Genomic DNA, 16,199 nt, shown 5'->3' on the forward strand with positions numbered 1-16,199 from the left:
TTGATGTGACTACTGTCGCGAGCGCCGCTGACACGGACCTGACACCGGCCTGACGCACCCGCTGATACGAATTCCGGCCGGTCGAAGCAGGTGTCGCGACCCGTTGACGTCCGAGGCACAATGGGCCGGGTGCAGATCGGGATGCTTGGACCGCTGGAGATCCGAACAGAGGACGGTGGATCGATAGAGGTACCGGGCGCTCGGTTGCGGGCGCTGTTGATCGCGCTGGCACTGGAAGCAGGCCGCGCGGTCCCGAAATCGAAACTCGTCGACTGGATCTGGGACGAGCAGCCGCCCGCCGACGCGGCGAACGCCTTGCAGGCACTGGTCTCCCGCTTACGCAGGGCGCTGCCCGACGGGGCCATCGAGGTGCAGGCGGGCGGATACCGGCTGACGGCGCAGCCTCGCGCGGTCGACGCCATCCGTTTCGAACAGCTTCTCGACCAGGCGCGCGGCGGCGACGACGCGCACCAGGCGCGGCTGTTGCGCGAAGCCCTCGACCTGTGGCGCGGTCCGCTGATGCAGGACATCGGCGAGAGCGCGGCCTTCGACGCGGTGATCACGCGCTTCGACGGGCTGCGCCTGGCCGCCATGGAGGATCGCTACGAAGCCGAGCTCCGGCTGGGCCGTGGCCCCGAAGTCGTCGCCGACCTGACCGAACTCGTGTCCCAGCATCCGGTGCGGGAACGGCTCGTCGCCGCGCTGATGCGGGCACTCGGCGCCGCGGGCCGTGGCGCGGAAGCGCTGACCGTGTACCAGCGCGCCCGCGAGGCCCTCGCCGACGAACTGGGTGTCGACCCGTCACCGGAGCTGTCCGCACTGCATGTCGCGCTCTTGCGCGGCGAGGTAGGGGCCCGGCCCGCGGAACGCACGACGAACCTGCGCGCCGAGTTGACCAGCTTCGTCGGCAAGCGCGCCGACATCGCCGCGGTCCGCGAACTCATTGCGACACACCGGCTTGCCACGCTGACCGGGCCGGGCGGATCAGGCAAGACCCGGCTGGCCGTGGAAACCGCGCGCACCATGCTCGGCGACCTGCCCGACGGCGCCTGGCTGGTGGAACTGGCCTCCGCCGACGGCAGTGGCGACCTGGCGCAATCGGCCTTCGCCGCGCTCGGTCTCCGGGACGCGCTGCTCGGCGACGCCCCCAACGCCGACCCGATGGACCGGCTGATCGCGGCGATCCGCGACCGCGAGACGCTGCTGATCCTGGACAACTGTGAGCACGTGATCGAGGCGGCGGCGGCCTTCGCCCACCGCATACTCGGCGAGTGCAGGCGACTGCGGATCCTCGCGACGAGCCGGGAGCCGCTCGGCATCACCGGCGAGGCGCTGTGGCAGGTCGAGCCGCTGACATTGCCCGCCGACGACGCGGACGCCCGCGAGATCGAGACCTCCCCCGCCGTCGCGCTGCTGCGGGACCGGGCCGGCGCGGTGCGCAAGGACCTCGCGACCGATGCGGGCACCCTGGCGACCATGGCGCGAGTCTGCCGGGCACTCGACGGGATACCGCTGGCGATCGAACTGGCCGCGGCCAGATTGCGCACCATGTCCCTCGATCAGCTCGCGCACCGCCTCGATGATCGGTTCCGGCTGCTGACCGGCGGCAGCCGCACCGCGATCCCGCAGCACCGGACGTTGCGCGCGGTGGTCGACTGGAGCTGGGAACTGCTCAGCGACGCCGAGAAGAGGGCCCTGTGCCTGCTCTCGGTGTTCTCCGGCGGCGCGAGTCTGGAAGCGGCCGAACAGGTCTGCGCGGGCGAGGTCGAGCAGTGGGAGGTACTCGAGCTGCTCACCGCCCTCACCGAGAAGTCGTTGCTGCTCGTCACCGAGGACGAGATCCCGCGCTACCGCATGCTCGAGACGATCAAGCAGTACGCGGCCGACCGGCTCGCCGAGGCGGGTGACACGGAGTCGGCGCGCCATGCGCATCTGGCGTACTTCACCGGACTCGCCGCCACCGCGGAACCGCACCTGCGCCGTGCCGAGCAATTGGAGTGGCTCGCCGTCCTCGCGGCCGAGCACGACAACATCTCGACGGCGATGCGTGGCGCGCTCGCGTCCGGTGACGCGGCCGGGGCGATGGGACTCGCGGCGGCAGCGGGCTGGTACTGGTGGCTGGGCGGGCACAAGGCCGAGGGCACCGAGTTGGTCGTCGCTGCCGCCGAGGTACCGGGCGAGGTCGACAACGAGACCAAGGCGACGGTGTATGGCTTGGCCGTGCATTTCGGGACCTCGGGCCGCAACGGCGAATATGAGGTGCGGGATTGGATCCACAAGGCGTACCAGTTCGGCCGTGACAGCCGGAGCAGCCATCCGGCGCTGCGATTCACCGCCGCACTGGAACGCATGCTGGCCGGCCCGGACGAATATCTGCCCGCCTTCGAAGCGGTGCTCACCGACGACGACCCCTGGGCACGGGCATTGGCGCGCCTTCAGCTGGGCAAGCTGCGCACCGTGCTCGGCCACGCCGGGCCGGAGGCGGACGAATATCTCGAACAGGCGCTCACCGAGTTCCGTGCCCTCGGTGAACGCTGGGGGATATCGTTCGCGCTGACCGAACTGGCGAACCGCACCGCCATGCGCGGCGAATTCGCCGCCGCGTGTGAGCTGTACGAGCAGGCGATCGGGGTGGTCACCGAGGTCGGCGCGATCGAGGACGTGGTCGGGATGCGATCCCGGCAGGCCCAGCTGTACTGGCTGCTCGACGATGCCGAGGCCAGCGCCGCCGCCCTGACCGAAGCACAGCGCTGCGCGGACCGGACCAGCTGGCCGACCGCGCTGGCCGAAGTCGCCTTGGCGCGTGCGGAACTGGCTCGCTGGCGCGGCGACACCGAACTGGCCCACCGGCAGATCGACCTCGCGCGCACGCTGTTCGGCAGTGATGCCGAACAGCCGAATGTCAGTGCGATGGTGCACGGCCTGCTCGGCTACCTCGCCGATGACCTCGACAAGGCTCGCGCACAACACACCTCGGCCTTCCAGGCGGCCTCCGCGGCAGGCCATGCTCCGCTGATAGCCCAGGTACTCGTCGGCATCGCGGACCTGGCGCTGCGCGCGGAACGGTACGAGCAGGCCGCGCGCCTGCTCGCGGCGAGCACCGCGACGCGCGGGGTGCCCGACCGTTCCCAGCCGGATGCCGCCCGCATCGAGCGGACAGCACGACATCGCCTCGGTGATGTGGGATTCACCGAGGCGATGCGGGAGGGTGCGCTGGCGAGCAGGCAGGATCTGGTCGCACTCACGCTCGCTTCGTGAACGTCGCACGCGACCACAGGTATCCGACAACGGCGAACCCGGCGCACCAGGCGAGTGCCGCCGCGGTGTAGCCGCCGGACGGGGTGCCTGCGAGGAACCCGCGCAGGGATTCGATGATCGGCGTGAAGGGCTGGTACTGCGCGAACTGCCGGACGCCGGGCCCCATTTTCTCGGCGGGGACGATCGCGCTGCTCACGAAGGGCAGCATGATCAACGGCACCACCGACATTCCCGCCGCTTCCGGGGTCTTGGCTGCCATCCCGAGTGCGACGGTGAGCCAGGCCGCGGCGAAGGCCGTCGCCAGCATGACGCCGATCGCGCCGAGCCAGTGCGGCGCGCTCGCCGGGGAACGGAAACCCAGCGCGAAGCCGACACCGAGGACCGCGGCGATGGCGACCACATTGGTCAGGATGCTGGCCACGACATGGCCGGTCAGCACGGCGCCCCGGGACACGTCCATGACCTTGAACCGGTTGATGACGCCCTTGGTCATGTCGGAGCTCACCGAGACCGCGGTGCCGGACAGGCCGTAACTGATGGCCAGCATGAGCATGCCGGGCACCGCGTAGTCGATGTAGTTCTCGCCGACGTCGAACGCGTCGCCGAACACGTAGACGAAGATCAGCATCATCACCACAGGCATCAAGGCCGCGTTGAAGATCGTGACCGGGGTGCGGGCGATGTGGGTGAAGTTGCGGCGCAACATGACCGATGCGTCGAACAGGGAATCGGTGACGGAAAGAGTGCTCATCGTGCGTCGGCCTCCGTGGTGGCGTGCCCGGTCAGGGCGAGAAAGACATCGTCGAGATCGGGGGTGTGGATGGAGACCTGGTCGGCCTCGAGCGAGTGGGCGGCGAGCCGGTCCAGCAGCGCCCGAAGGGATTTCGAGCTGCCGTCGCCGGGAACCCGCAGGGCCAGCGTCTCGTCGTCGGGGGTGGCGCCGGGCAGGATCCGTGCCGCCGCCGCCAGTTCCGTGGTGTCGGCGAACCGCAGCTGGATGTGACTGCCGGGGACGCGGCGCTTGAGCTCGTCGGCGGTGCCTTCGGCGACGATGCGGCCCTGGTCGAGGACAGCGATCCGGTCGGCCAGCTGATCGGCTTCCTCGAGGTACTGGGTGGTGAGGAAGATCGTCACGCCGTCGGCGGTCAGCTCCCGCACGATCTCCCACATGGTTCGCCTGCTGCGCGGATCGAGTCCGGTGGTCGGCTCGTCGAGGAAGACGATCTCCGGCTTGGTGACCAGGGTCATCGCCAGATCCAGTTTCCGGCGCATACCGCCGGAGTAGGACGCCGCCGGCTTGCGCGCCGACTCCACCAGGTCGAATCGTTCCAGCAGTTCGGTGACCACCCGCTTGCCCGCCTTGCCGCGCAGACGGTGCAGATCCGCCATCAGCTTCAGGTTCTCCTCGCCGGTCAGCAGATCGTCGACCGCCGCGAACTGCCCGGTGACCCCGATCGCCGCGCGCACCGCCGCGGTCTCGGTGTCCAGGTCGTGGCCTGCCACGCGGGCGGTTCCACCGTCGGCCCGCAACAACGTGGTCAGGACGTTCACCGTGGTCGTCTTGCCCGCACCGTTCGGACCGAGCAGCGAGAAGATCGTGCCCGCCCCGACGGTGAGGTCTATGCCGTCGAGGATCGTCTTGTCCCCGTATGACTTCCGCAGCCCGGAGGCCGCGATCGCTGTGCTGTTCATGGGGACAACCGTCGCCGGTACAACTGATACCGCGCTGACACCGCCCTGACACGGCCGTGCCGGTGGTGTCTCAGGGGATGTCAGCGCGGCCTGGTGTGCTGAGCCTCAGTGCGTGGGTCGAGTAGTGGCCCGAGGGTCACGCCAGAGGCCCAGATCGAAGTAGAGCGTTGTCATGGAGTCCCACAGGGCCGGCCACGGCTGCTTCGGCCCTGTGCATCGCCAGACGGCGACCATGCGGTCGATGCCGGGGATACCCATGGGATCGTCGAGGTGCACCACGCGCTCCACCTCGGCGAAGCGGGATCGCAATTCGGGCTCGGCGGTATCCAGCCCGACATAGATCACCGAGGTCGTCGAGTCCGGTGGCGGGCCGAAGAAGCCGAAGCCCCGGCTCGGGCTGTAGGTGGCGGGCAGGTCGTACTGCGCGCCGAACTGCTCGACAGCGCCCGCCTGCCAGTAACCCTGGGCCATGATGACAGCGTTCGCCTTTTCCGCGGGCGTCAGCGTGTCGTACCCGGTATCGACGGCGGAAACCATGTCCGACCAATTGGTGGTTCCCCAAAACGCCGACCGGATGCCGAGATCGATGGCGTTCTCGGCCGGGCTGCGCCAACTGGGCGGCAGGGGCGTGACGGTGATCATGGCGATGAACGTCAGTACCGAGAGCCCGGCGATCGGAATCAACGCCACGTTCATCCACCGTTTCCGGTCGTACTGCCACAGGCCGACGGCACCGATGGCGAACATGGCGGGAAAGAAGCCGGTCGGATAATAGGGGCGACCGTGCGTGATGATGACGAATGTGGTCATGATCACCAGCGCGACCGCGATAAAGCGATACGGACGCAGCGACTCTTGTTTGAACACGGCCCAGAATCCGACGGCGATCAGCAATACGCCGAGGAAACCCGCCAAGCCGAGCCACTGCGGAATGAACCCCGGCGGACCGTAGCCCGTGGCGTCCTGCTCCGCGCCGATGATCGGGCCCATGGCCAGCTGTGGCCAGTTGTTGCGTGACTGCCAGTAGAGAATCGGGATCACGGACGAGGCGAGGATGCCGGTCGATACCCACAGCGCGGGGCGACGCAGGATTTCCCGGGGACCGCACAGGATGACGGCAAGGCCGAGGCACGCCCAGACGATCGGGATCATCCATTTCACCTGCATGTCAACGGCGGCAACCAGTCCCGCCACGACGAGCAGCCAGTCCTTGCGGGTACGAACCCAGCGGATGAACAGCCAGGTGATCACGGCCGTGAGGGTGGCGTCGAAGGAGAACGTGCTCAATATGACCTGGGTGGCCACAAGATAGGACGTCGCATAGGTGCCCGCGGCGAGCATCTGGACACGGTGGCTACCCCTGAGCTCGTAGGCGATCAGCGCCGACACCACGATCGCACCAACGCCCATCACGACCGCGGGAATGCGCAGTGCCGTCGCCGATCCCGGTGCGAGCTGGTCCGCGATCCAGGCGAACAGGGGCACCACCACACCCTGATCCGCGTAGGTGTAGTCGAGTCGTCGTCCAGCGGAAAGGAAATAGAGTTCGTCGCCGAAGAATTCGTACCTTCCCACCGTCACCGTCAGCGCTATCGCGGCGATCGAAGCGATCAGCGCGACGCCGCGAAAAGCGAACGACGGGTCGGTATCCGGAATATCTTCGGGCGCGGTGCGAACCGCGACGACCGCTGTCATGAACTGCCCCTGATGCTTTTCGACAGACGCGTTCGACACCCCCGCCCCGCGGTGGCGTCACGCTCTGTTCGCTGATGAACCGATTCCTCCCCGGCAGCGAACTTGATGAGCGCGAGCGCCCGAGGTCCTGCTCGGATTATTCAGTTTTACGAAACGTTAGTGGCTGCCGACATGGTCCGCAAATACACCGCACACCAATAGCCGTTCGCTGTGATTAGACCGGGTTCGGCGGGGTAATAAGTGATCTCGGCGATACATTGCGCGCGCCATGTATAAATGCCCCGAATTGATGAATTCGGCACGTAAATTGCAGAACGAGCCTTTCATCTGAAAGGACCTTGACCTTGACCGTGCGTCAGGGTTGCAGGGTTGCCGCATGACGAACAACAGCACTCCCCCGACTCGGCCTGCCGCGCCGATCGGCGGGTTCCAGGAAGTCGACGGCCACCGCGTCTACGTGCACCGCTCGGGCAGCGGCGGGCCCGCCGTGGTGTTCCTGCCGGGCGCGAGCGCGGTCGGCCTGGACTACTTCGGTGTCCAGCAACAGGTTTCACAGTTCACGACCGCCGTGGTGTACGACCGCGGCGGCACCGGCTACAGCGACGCCCTCCCACTACCGCGCACCGCCGCCGCCGTCGCCACCGAGCTGCGCGAGCTGCTGCGCGCCCAGCGCATCCCCGGCCCCTATGTTCTCGCTCCCCATTCGCTCGGCGGCTTCTACGCGCACCGGTTCGCGCAGCTGTACCCGCGGGATGTGGCCGGGCTGGTCTGGATCGACGGCCTGCACCGCGACTGGGACGAGTTCATGCCGCCCGCGATGCGGCTGGCCGAGGCGGAGCGGATGGGCACCGATCCGGAGCAGCTCGAACAGCTGCGCCCGGCTCTGCGCCAGATGCGCACCGAGTTGCTCGCGGCCTACCCGGAGCACATCCGGCGATCGCTGGTCGAGGCCAAGGAGAGCGACGAATGGACCCGCGTCGGCATCGCCGAGCGCAGCAATCTGACCGCATTGGCCGCCGAACTGCACGCCGGGCCTGGCCTTCCTGATGTCCCCGTTGTCGCGCTCAGCGCGCTGGGCCCCGACCCCACCCAGCCGCCGGAAACGCTGCGGCGGATGCAGGACGGCAGGCGGCGAATGGACGCGGCCCTGGTGCGCGGCCTCTCGCAGGGGGACCACCGCATCCTCACCGACACCGTGCACCACCGGCTCTGCTTCGACCGTCCCGACGCCGTGGTCGAGGCGATTCGCGATGTCGTCGACCGCGCCGCACGCGCCTAGACTCGACGTGATCATGTTCGGCGTAGACCCGAGGAGGACGGTGCTCACGATCGGCCGGCTCGCGGCCACCGCGGGCGTAACCGTGCGCACCGTCCGCCACTACCACCACATCGGCCTGCTCCCCGAGCCCGACCGCGACGCCTCCGGCTACCGCCGCTACAGCGCCCAAGCCGCAGTGGATCTCATCCGGATCAGAACCCTCGCCGACGCCGGTGTTCCCCTGTCCCGCATCGACGCGCTGCTCCACGCCCAACCCACCGAATTCGCCGCGGCCATCACCGATATCGACGCCGAGCTCCAGCGCAAGATCGACCAGCTCACCGAATACCGGAGCCGGATAGCCGAATTGGACAGCGGCGAACGCCTCGTCCTGCCACCCGAAGTCGTCGCCATCCTGAACCGCATGCGCGGCCTCGGCATCGGCGAACAACGGGTACTCCTCGAACGCGACTCCTGGATCCTGCTGCAAGCCCTCGACCCGGACGCCGTCCCCGACCGTATCCGCGAGAAGAACGCCGAGTTCGACGACCCCGAAACCACCCGCCTCTACCTCGCCGTCGACCGCTCCGCCACCTGGGACCCCCACGATCCCCGCCTGGACCAGCTCATCGACGACCTGGACGCCTGGGAAATCGCCCACGAACGAGACACCGCCGGACAGGCGACCCGCAAGCTGATCTCCTCGCGCATCTCCGAGGCGTCCCCGTCCTGGCAGCGCATCGTCGACGCCCTCACCCACCGAGCCGAACAGCGCAGGCACTCGAACCCGGATCAGCCCCGGGCGATCACGGCCTCGTCGCGTGTGGTGTGAAAGGCGGCCGCATCGGCGACGACCGCGACGCCGGTGCGGCCACCGTCGACGTCGATGACGGTGCCGTGGACGAAGGCAGCGTCATCGGAGGCGAGGAATACCGCCGCGGCGGCGACGGCATCGGGGTGACCGGTTCGCCCGGCCGGGGTGCCGTGCATCAGCAGTCCCACCGGCGGGTCGGTGTCGTTGCCGTCGTCGGGAGCCAGAATGACCCCCGGTGCGATGGCGTTGACCCGGACGCCCTGGCTCCCGAACTCGGCCGACCAAGCGCGGGTGAGGGTTTCCATCGCGCCCTTGGTCGAGGCGTACAGGGCGCCGACGGGCAGGCTCAGGCGCGCGACCCATGATCCGAGATTGACGACCACACCGCTACCTCGGCTGATCATCGCGGGCACGATGGCCTGGGTGAGGAAGAAGGCGGCTTTGACGTTGACGGCGTAGACGCGGTCGAAGGCCTGCTCGTCGGTGGTCAGGGTCGTCCCCGGCGGAAAGATGCCTGCGTTGTTGACCAGGATGTCGATGTGTCCGCCCAGTTGTTCGATCGCCGCCGCGGCGAGTGCCTGGCTGGCGGCGAGGCTGCCGTCGAGGTCGGCGCGGATGAAGTCGGCCTGCCCGCCCGCTCGGCGGATGTGGTCGACGACGGCCTCGCCGCGGGTTCGGTCGCGCCCGGAGACGATGACGTGCGCGCCTTCGGCGGCGAAGGCCAGCGCGGTCGCGCGGCCGATATTGCTGGTAGAGCCCGTGATCAGAGCTTTCCTGCCATGCAGTCGTGGTGCCATGGGGTCCTTCTTTCTATCGGGCCTTCCACGCCAGCAGCGCGGCTTGCGCGAGGAAGAAGACGCCGCCACCGGTGGCGTAGATGGACAAGACATCCAGGGACGGCGATTCGCCCGCGGCCTTGGCGACATAGGTCGCGCCGACCAGGAAGGACAGTCCGCCGGAGATCAGCGTCGGCCATTGCTTGCCGAGCACCGCCCCACGCCTGCGCAACCCGACAGCCAGCTGGGCCGCGCCCGACAGCACCGCCCAGATACCGAATACGCCCAGTACCGCGGCGGCACTGCCGGTCGTCCCGGCGATACCGAGAGCGACAGCGGTGACCGCGCTCAGCACGCCGTTGGCCGCGGTCACCCGGCGCTCGGGGCCTTCGGGCACCGCGCGGAAGTCGATCAGCGACGACACGGCATCGATCAGCGGGTAGCCGACCAGCAGGATGACCGCGACCGCATCCAGGGGGTCGTGAGCCGCCGCGAAGGCGAGCGCCCAGCCGATCGCCAGGACACCGCGGCCCAGCGACAGGCGGATCAGCGACGAACGCTCGGCGGCCGAAACAGTCGGTGTCGCAGTGCTGTTCATGAGGTACGTCCTACGAATTCCGGTGCCGACGGTCCGCGACCGTGCAGCACGGCGGTCTCCGACCAGATCAGCATCGCGATCGGTCCGCAGACGAAAAGCTCTGCGACAGGGGGTCGTTCGGTCTTGCGAGGATTCATGGCACGAGCCTTTCCTTGCTGCCGCCACGCGGCATGGATTGTGGTGAGCGGGCGAAGTCGCGGACCGCGGCGGCGAAACGCCCTGGTTCCTCCAGATGCCCCAGGTGACCGCTGTGCTCCAGGATCACCAGGCGCGAATCGGGGATGAGGTCGTGCAGCTCCTGTCCCCAGCACGGTCCGCAGATGACATCGAAGCGACCGACGACGACCAGCGCCGGGACGGTCAGAGCGGGCAGATCGGCGCGGTCGTCGACGAGATCGGGAGATCCGATCGCGTCCAGTCCCGAGATGTAGCCGGCGCGCAGCGCAGCGCGCACCGGAGCCCAGCGCGGTTCGTCACCCCAGTAGTCGGCGAGGTAGGCGGGCAAGATGCCGCGGGCGACGGCCAGGGTCTGCACATCGTTCGACATAGCCTGCATCGCACCGAAAGCCGCGAGCACCTCGGCCAATTCGGGGCGATCGGCGTTGGCGGCGGCGAAATCCCGGAGCCGCCGGGCGGCCTCCGCGCCGTGCTCGGGTCCGGTCACCGGTGCACCCTCGTAGAGGATGACGCCCGCGAGGCGGGCCGGACGGTGGATCGCGTGATAGGCGGCGACGAACGCGCCGTGCGAGTGACCGAGCAGATACACCGTCGGCACCGCGAGGTGATCGATGATCCGTTGCAGCGCGATGCTGTAGCGCTCCCGGGTGTAGCCGTGCGGATGTGTCGGCAGACGGCCGGATTCGCCGGTGCCGATGGCCTCGACATAGACCATGGTCAGGTGCTGTTCCAGCTCGGGCATGCGCAGGTACTCCCAGTGGATGCCCGGTCCGCCCGGATGGGCGAGGCAGACCGGGCCACTGCCGTACACGTGGTACCGCTGGGCGACACCGTCGGAGTCGAAGACGTGCGCACCCGGCGCGAGCACGCCGGAGTTCTGGTGCGGGAGCGACATCACGCGGCCCGCAACGGCCCGGCAAAGGACTTGCGCAGCGAGGACGGCCCGACCAGGGGCAGCAGCGCCGCCAGGACCTTGCCCTTGAACGCCCGCGGGGTCCTGGTCAGTTCGATATCGACACGGGTGCCCGCCTGCGTCGGCGTGGCGCGGAAGACCCAGCCGCCGCCGGCACCGAAGAGTTTGGAGTCCAGCGTGGTGATGGTGACGGTGTCGCCGGCCGGGTCCCACTCGTAGCGGGCGCGCTCCCAGGCCGCGGCGGTGCCTTCGGTGACCTCGGCCCAGGTCTCGCCACGCTCGTGGACGGCGAAGTGCTCGGCATCGATCGTCGGCCATGCCTCGGGACGGGTTGGCCCGAAGTCGGTGAGCACGTGCACGACCTCGGCGGGCGACAGGGTGGACATCAGGTGAAAACGGACAGTAGCCATGAGAAAACGATCGCCGTCCGGGACCTCGCCCCGAATCTGTCGGATGACGCTGGGACTGACGTATTCCAGCCCGTCCCAGCCGGTAGGGGACGCTCCCGCAGTGTGTGCGCGCCGGACAGCCCCCACCTGGGCTTCGTGCCGGACACCGCCGGTCCGGCGATGGTGACTACGTCATGGTCGGCGTCAGGTGACAGATGTGGCGCCGTGGCCGCGCGACCCATTGTGGAATCCGCACTGCTTCACCGTTCCCCGAAAGGACCATGACATGGTCGACATCCGACGCTCCAGCCGAGCGGTCGCGGCGATCACGGCCGTAGTGGCCGCGGGCAGCCTCGCCGTCGCCTGCACCGCGAGTACCACCACCAACGCCGGCCCCACCTTGGACGCGCCGAAGCCGACCATCGTGCTCGTCCACGGCGCGTTCGCGGACGGATCGAGCTGGAACGACGTCATCGACAAGCTCATCGAGAACCGGTATCCCGTTGTCGCGGCGGCGAATCCGCTGCGCGGGCCGGCCGCCGACGCCGCCTCGGTGCGCGGGTTGATCAGCCACATCGACGGCCCGGTCGTCCTGGTCGGGCACTCCTACGGCGGATCGGTCATCAGCGCCGCCGCGGCGGGCAACGACCAGGTCAAGGCGCTGGTGTATGTGGCGGCCTTCCTGCCGGCACCGGGAGAAACCGCGCTCGAGCTGACCACCAAGTTCCCCGGGACGACGCTGCCCGGCACGCTCGACCCGGTCGCCTTCACCCGCCCGGACGGCAGCGCCGGCACCGATCTGTACATCCAGCAGAGCAAGTTCCACGACCAGTTCGCCGCCGACGTTCCCGCGGACCGCGCGACCCTGGCCGCGGCCGCCCAGCGTCCGATCGATCAGGCCGCGCTCGAGGAGAAGGCCACCGTCGCCGCCTGGACCGACAAGCCCAGCTGGGACGTGATCACCACCAAGGACCTCAATATCCCCGTCGCGGCACAGCGGTTCATGGCCGAGCGGGCGCATTCCCAGGTCACCGAGGTCGAGGCCTCGCACTCGGTCGCCGTCTCGCACCCCGACGTGGTCGCCGATGTGATCGAGCGGGCCGCCCAGGGGGTCACCCCGTGATCATGGATTTGAAGCTCGAAGTCATCGTGCTGCCCGTCGCCGACGTCGACCGCGCGAAGGCCTTCTACAGCGATCGGCTCGGATTCCGTCTCGACGCCGACTTCGCGGTGGACGAGGGCTACCGCGTCGTGCAGCTCACCCCGCCCGGTTCGGAATGCTCGATCATCATCGGCACCGGTGTCAGCGCGGCCGCGCCCGGATCCGTGCGGGGCCTGCACCTGATCGTCACCGACATCGAGCAGACCGTCGCGGAGCTGACCGAGCGCGGGATCGAGGTCGACGGACCGTTCCGCGACGCCACCGGCGTGTTCCATCACCCCGGAACCGAAAACCGTGTCCCCGGCGTGGATCCGCAGCGCCGCTCCTACGGTTCGTTCGCCGCGTTCACCGATCCCGACGGCAACGGCTGGTTCCTCCAGGAAGTCACCCAGCGTGCACCCGGCCGCTGATCCGGCCGGCGAAGGCGAACCCATGTCCGAGAAGGAAACTCGTACCTACGATGTCGTGGTCATCGGCGCAGGGCCGATCGGCGAGAACGTCGCCGACCGTACCCGCGCCGCCGGGCTCAGTACCGTGATCGTCGAATCCGAACTGGTCGGCGGCGAATGCTCCTACTGGGCATGCGAACCCAGCAAGGCGCTGCTGCGTCCCGCCCTGCTCTATCGCGAGGCCGCGCGCTTCCCCGGCGTCGGCGGCGCGGTGACCGGCCGCCTGGACGTGCCCGCGGTACTGAAACACCGTGACCGCATGGTGGCCGACTGGAACGACCGGGACCAGGTCGACTGGCTCGACTCCGTGCGGGTCGACCTCATTCGTGGCCACGGCCGCCTCGACGGACCGCGGCGGGTGACGGTTCATACGCCCGAGGGCGGCACCGTACGGATCGCCGCCCGGCACGCGGTGGCGGTGTGCACCGGCACGTCGGCGGCCCTGCCGCCGCTACCGGGCTTGGACACGGTGCGGCCGTGGACAAGTCGCGAAGCCACCGCCGCCGATGACGTGCCCGGCAGGCTCGCGATTCTCGGCGCCGGGGTGGTCGCCGTCGAAATGGCCACCGCCTGGCAGGCGCTGGGTGCGCGGGTCACCCTCATCGCTCGCGAATCCCGGCTGCTCGGCCGGGTCGAGGCATTCGCCGCGGACCTGGTCGCCGAGCGGCTCAGGGAGGCCGGTGTGGAACTGCGGTTCGGTACCACCATCACCGCGGCGGAACGGGCGGGCGGCCCCGACGACGGTGTCCACCTCACCCTCGCCGACGGCACCCGGCTGGTCGCCGACGAACTCCTGCTCGCGACCGGACGCGCACCACGCACCGCGGACCTCGGCGTCGAGACCGTCGGCCTGACGCCCGGCCAGTGGCTCGACACCGACGACACCTTCACCGTGACGGCGGTCGACGGCGCGTGGCTGTACGCGGTCGGCGATGTCAATCATCGTGCGCTGCTCACCCATCAGGGCAAATATCAGGCCCGCATCGCCGGGGCGGTCATCGCTACCCGAGCGCGGGGCCGGACGTTGGACACCCAGAAGTGGGGCCCGCACGCCGGAACCGCCGACCTGGAAGCGGTGCCGCAGGTGGTGTTCACCGACCCGGAGATCGCCGCGGTCGGACTCACCACCGAGGACGCCGCCCGCGCCGGGCGGGTGGTGGATGTGGTCGACTACGACATCGGCCGGGTCGCGGGCGCGATCCAGCACGATCCCGGTTATCGAGGACGGGCCAGGGTGCTGATCGACCCGGAACGCCAGGTGATCGTCGGCGCCACCTTCGCCGGACCCGGCGTCGCCGAACTGCTGCATTCGGCCACCATCGCCATCACCGGCGAGGTTCCGATCGAGCGGCTGTGGCATGCGGTGCCCGCGTTCCCCACCATCAGCGAAGTCTGGCTGCGGCTGCTGGAAACCTATCGCGACCAACAGAATCCGGCCGCACCGGGAGAAACTGGATGATCACCTACGAACGGCTCTACATCGGCGGATCGTGGACCGAACCCAGCGAACCGGCGCTACTGGAGATCCTGTCCCCGCACGATCGATCGCTGCTCGGCGCGGCGGCACAGGCCCAGCCCTCCGATGTGGACCGCGCGGTGACGGCGGCGCACGCGGCTTTCGACGGCCGCGAGTGGCGCGACACCCCGGCCACAACGCGAATCGCGATGTTGCGACGGTTCAACCAGCTGCGTGAGGAACAGGCCGACCGGATCGCCGAGCTCATCACCACCGAAAACGGTTCCGCGGCCTGGTTCACCCGGGCAGGCCAGGCCGGTCTGACCCGGCAGGCGAATGCCTACTTCGCGGCCGCCGAGAACTTCGACTGGGAGCACACGCTCACGCCGTCGGACCCGGATGCGCGTGTGCGCAGCGTGGTCCGGCGCGAACCGGTCGGCGTGGTGGCCGCGGTGATCCCGTGGAATTCGCCCTTCTCCGCCGCGACATCGAAGCTGCTGCCCGCCTTGCTTACCGGAAACTCCGTGGTACTGAAGGTATCTCCGGAGAACTCGCTGAGCATGGGGCTGCTGGCCGAGCTGATGGATCGGATCGGCCTGCCGGACGGCGTGCTCAGTGTGCTACCCGCCGAACGGGATACGAGCGAGTACCTGATCTCCCATCCGCTGGTGGACAAGATCGCGTTCACCGGCTCGACCGGCGCCGGTCGCCGGATCGCGTCCATCGCGGGCTCCCAGCTCAAACGGGTCAGTCTCGAACTGGGCGGCAAATCGGCGGCGGTGATCCTGCCCGACGCCGATCTGACCGTGGTGATGAAGGGCCTGAAGTTCGCTGCGCTGCTGAACAACGGCGAATCCTGCATCGCCCACACCAGGATCCTCGCCCCGTGCTCCCGCTACGGGGAAGTGGTCGCGGCGCTGAGCGCGCTGGTCGAGTCCTTGCCGGTCGGCGACCCACGCGACCCGGAAACCTTCATCGGGCCGATGGTCCGCGGCGATCAGCAGCAGCGGGTCCGCGACTACATCGAGGCCGGAATCGGTGAAGGCGCGCGCCTGGTCTGCGGTGGCCCCCAGCTGCCGCCCGGCCTGCGGGACGGCTTCTATGTCACACCAACGGTTTTCGCCGACGTGACACCGGCCATGCGCATCGCACGGGAGGAGATCTTCGGCCCGGTCCTGGTCGTCATCGCCTACGACGACATCGACGACGCGATCCGCGTCGCCAACGATTCCGACTACGGCCTCTCCGGCGGCGTGTGGTCGGCGGACGAGGCCGCCGCGATGGCAGTGGCCCGCCGGATCCGGGCAGGCACGGTCACCGTCAACGGCGCGCCGGTCGGATTCGACGGCCCCTTCGGCGGCTTCAAGGCCAGCGGAATCGGCCGCGAATACGGCACCGTCGGCCTCGGCCAGTACACCGAATACCAGACCATCACCGTCTGACACCGACGGTCATCTCGACTACGGCGCGCGAACTCGCGGCCGCTCGTTCGCGAGCACCGGGCGCCGCATCGAGGTGCGCATCGGCCTGTGACCGCGTCCGGCTCCGGGCACGCCGAGCGC

Annotated in this window: 14 protein-coding genes; 7 read left to right on the plus strand and 7 right to left on the minus strand. The window is 69.0% G+C overall.

Annotated features, from left to right (window positions below):
• Nucleotides 1–120 precede the first annotated feature (120 nt).
• Nucleotides 121–3,258, plus strand: a complete 3,138-nt coding sequence (locus ACWF82_RS22285) for a BTAD domain-containing putative transcriptional regulator (RefSeq protein WP_452503928.1) — start codon at nucleotides 121–123, stop codon at nucleotides 3,256–3,258.
• On the opposite strand, the gene ACWF82_RS22290 is transcribed toward ACWF82_RS22285, so the two are convergent.
• From ACWF82_RS22290 to ACWF82_RS22300, 3 genes are all read right to left on the minus strand, one after another.
• Nucleotides 3,242–4,009, minus strand: coding sequence for an ABC transporter permease (locus ACWF82_RS22290; protein WP_452503929.1), 768 nt, complete (start codon nucleotides 4,007–4,009; stop codon nucleotides 3,242–3,244). The genes ACWF82_RS22285 and ACWF82_RS22290 overlap by 17 nt on opposite strands.
• Complete coding sequence (locus tag ACWF82_RS22295; RefSeq protein WP_452503931.1) at nucleotides 4,006–4,950, minus strand: ATP-binding cassette domain-containing protein; 945 nt, start codon at nucleotides 4,948–4,950, stop codon at nucleotides 4,006–4,008. The genes ACWF82_RS22290 and ACWF82_RS22295 overlap by 4 nt, the downstream gene beginning before the upstream one ends.
• 105 nt (nucleotides 4,951–5,055) lie before the next feature.
• Complete coding sequence (locus ACWF82_RS22300; RefSeq protein WP_452503933.1) at nucleotides 5,056–6,645, minus strand: ArnT family glycosyltransferase; 1,590 nt, start codon at nucleotides 6,643–6,645, stop codon at nucleotides 5,056–5,058.
• A 376-nt stretch (nucleotides 6,646–7,021) separates the two neighbouring features.
• Between ACWF82_RS22300 and ACWF82_RS22305 the strand changes: the two genes are divergently transcribed.
• Both ACWF82_RS22305 and ACWF82_RS22310 read left to right on the plus strand, forming a co-directional pair.
• Nucleotides 7,022–7,924 carry an alpha/beta fold hydrolase gene (locus tag ACWF82_RS22305; protein WP_452503935.1) on the plus strand — a complete coding sequence of 301 codons (903 nt, stop codon included), beginning with the start codon at nucleotides 7,022–7,024 and terminating at the stop codon, nucleotides 7,922–7,924.
• Nucleotides 7,896–8,735: a MerR family transcriptional regulator gene (locus tag ACWF82_RS22310; RefSeq protein WP_452503937.1), complete on the plus strand. Its 840-nt coding sequence runs from the start codon at nucleotides 7,896–7,898 to the stop codon at nucleotides 8,733–8,735. Before ACWF82_RS22305 ends, ACWF82_RS22310 begins: the two co-directional genes overlap by 29 nt.
• Here the strand turns inward: ACWF82_RS22310 and ACWF82_RS22315 are convergent.
• The 4 genes from ACWF82_RS22315 to ACWF82_RS22330 form a co-directional block, all read right to left on the minus strand.
• Entirely contained in the window at nucleotides 8,696–9,514 is an 819-nt protein-coding gene (locus ACWF82_RS22315; protein WP_452503938.1) for an SDR family NAD(P)-dependent oxidoreductase, read from the minus strand. The genes ACWF82_RS22310 and ACWF82_RS22315 overlap by 40 nt on opposite strands.
• A gap of 13 nt (nucleotides 9,515–9,527) precedes the next feature.
• Nucleotides 9,528–10,091 carry a DUF308 domain-containing protein gene (locus ACWF82_RS22320; RefSeq protein ID WP_452503940.1) on the minus strand — a complete coding sequence of 188 codons (564 nt, stop codon included), beginning with the start codon at nucleotides 10,089–10,091 and terminating at the stop codon, nucleotides 9,528–9,530.
• A 133-nt stretch (nucleotides 10,092–10,224) separates the two neighbouring features.
• Complete coding sequence (locus ACWF82_RS22325) at nucleotides 10,225–11,163, minus strand: alpha/beta fold hydrolase (RefSeq protein WP_452503942.1); 939 nt, start codon at nucleotides 11,161–11,163, stop codon at nucleotides 10,225–10,227.
• Nucleotides 11,163–11,591 (minus strand): hypothetical protein, encoded by a 429-nt coding sequence (locus ACWF82_RS22330; protein ID WP_452503944.1) that lies wholly within the window; start codon nucleotides 11,589–11,591, stop codon nucleotides 11,163–11,165. Before ACWF82_RS22330 ends, ACWF82_RS22325 begins: the two co-directional genes overlap by 1 nt.
• Nucleotides 11,592–11,856: 265 nt before the next feature.
• On the opposite strand from ACWF82_RS22330, the gene ACWF82_RS22335 reads away from it, so the two are divergent.
• Genes ACWF82_RS22335 through ACWF82_RS22350 form a run of 4 tightly spaced genes read left to right on the plus strand, consistent with a single transcriptional unit; the run spans nucleotide 11,857 to nucleotide 16,079 of the window.
• A complete protein-coding gene (locus ACWF82_RS22335) occupies nucleotides 11,857–12,693 on the plus strand; it encodes an alpha/beta fold hydrolase (RefSeq protein WP_452503946.1) in 837 nt (278 codons plus the stop codon).
• Between the two features lie 2 nt (nucleotides 12,694–12,695).
• Nucleotides 12,696–13,142: a VOC family protein gene (locus ACWF82_RS22340; protein WP_452503948.1), complete on the plus strand. Its 447-nt coding sequence runs from the start codon at nucleotides 12,696–12,698 to the stop codon at nucleotides 13,140–13,142.
• 22 nt (nucleotides 13,143–13,164) lie between these two features.
• Nucleotides 13,165–14,640, plus strand: coding sequence for a dihydrolipoyl dehydrogenase family protein (locus tag ACWF82_RS22345; RefSeq protein WP_452503950.1), 1,476 nt, complete (start codon nucleotides 13,165–13,167; stop codon nucleotides 14,638–14,640).
• On the plus strand, nucleotides 14,637–16,079 hold the full coding sequence (locus ACWF82_RS22350) for an aldehyde dehydrogenase (RefSeq protein WP_452503952.1): 1,443 nt from the start codon (nucleotides 14,637–14,639) through the stop codon (nucleotides 16,077–16,079). The genes ACWF82_RS22345 and ACWF82_RS22350 overlap by 4 nt, the downstream gene beginning before the upstream one ends.
• Nucleotides 16,080–16,199: the final 120 nt, after the last annotated feature.

This window comes from Nocardia sp. NPDC055053, from assembly GCF_053608285.1.

Excerpts from the sequence above, each read along its gene's own strand:
- ACWF82_RS22305 (WP_452503935.1), top strand. The coding sequence starts at position 7,022 with ATGACGAACAACAGCACTCCCCCGACTCGGCCTGCCGCGCCGATCGGC.
- ACWF82_RS22285 (WP_452503928.1), top strand. The coding sequence starts at position 121 with ATGGGCCGGGTGCAGATCGGGATGCTTGGACCGCTGGAGATCCGAACA.
- ACWF82_RS22310 (WP_452503937.1), top strand. The coding sequence starts at position 7,896 with ATGTCGTCGACCGCGCCGCACGCGCCTAGACTCGACGTGATCATGTTC.
- ACWF82_RS22325 (WP_452503942.1), bottom strand. The coding sequence starts at position 11,163 with ATGTCGCTCCCGCACCAGAACTCCGGCGTGCTCGCGCCGGGTGCGCAC.
- ACWF82_RS22340 (WP_452503948.1), top strand. The coding sequence starts at position 12,696 with ATGGATTTGAAGCTCGAAGTCATCGTGCTGCCCGTCGCCGACGTCGAC.
- ACWF82_RS22290 (WP_452503929.1), bottom strand. The coding sequence starts at position 4,009 with ATGAGCACTCTTTCCGTCACCGATTCCCTGTTCGACGCATCGGTCATG.
- ACWF82_RS22330 (WP_452503944.1), bottom strand. The coding sequence starts at position 11,591 with ATGGCTACTGTCCGTTTTCACCTGATGTCCACCCTGTCGCCCGCCGAG.
- ACWF82_RS22335 (WP_452503946.1), top strand. The coding sequence starts at position 11,857 with ATGGTCGACATCCGACGCTCCAGCCGAGCGGTCGCGGCGATCACGGCC.
- ACWF82_RS22350 (WP_452503952.1), top strand. The coding sequence starts at position 14,637 with ATGATCACCTACGAACGGCTCTACATCGGCGGATCGTGGACCGAACCC.
- ACWF82_RS22295 (WP_452503931.1), bottom strand. The coding sequence starts at position 4,950 with ATGAACAGCACAGCGATCGCGGCCTCCGGGCTGCGGAAGTCATACGGG.
- ACWF82_RS22315 (WP_452503938.1), bottom strand. The coding sequence starts at position 9,514 with ATGGCACCACGACTGCATGGCAGGAAAGCTCTGATCACGGGCTCTACC.
- ACWF82_RS22320 (WP_452503940.1), bottom strand. The coding sequence starts at position 10,091 with ATGAACAGCACTGCGACACCGACTGTTTCGGCCGCCGAGCGTTCGTCG.
- ACWF82_RS22345 (WP_452503950.1), top strand. The coding sequence starts at position 13,165 with ATGTCCGAGAAGGAAACTCGTACCTACGATGTCGTGGTCATCGGCGCA.
- ACWF82_RS22300 (WP_452503933.1), bottom strand. The coding sequence starts at position 6,645 with ATGACAGCGGTCGTCGCGGTTCGCACCGCGCCCGAAGATATTCCGGAT.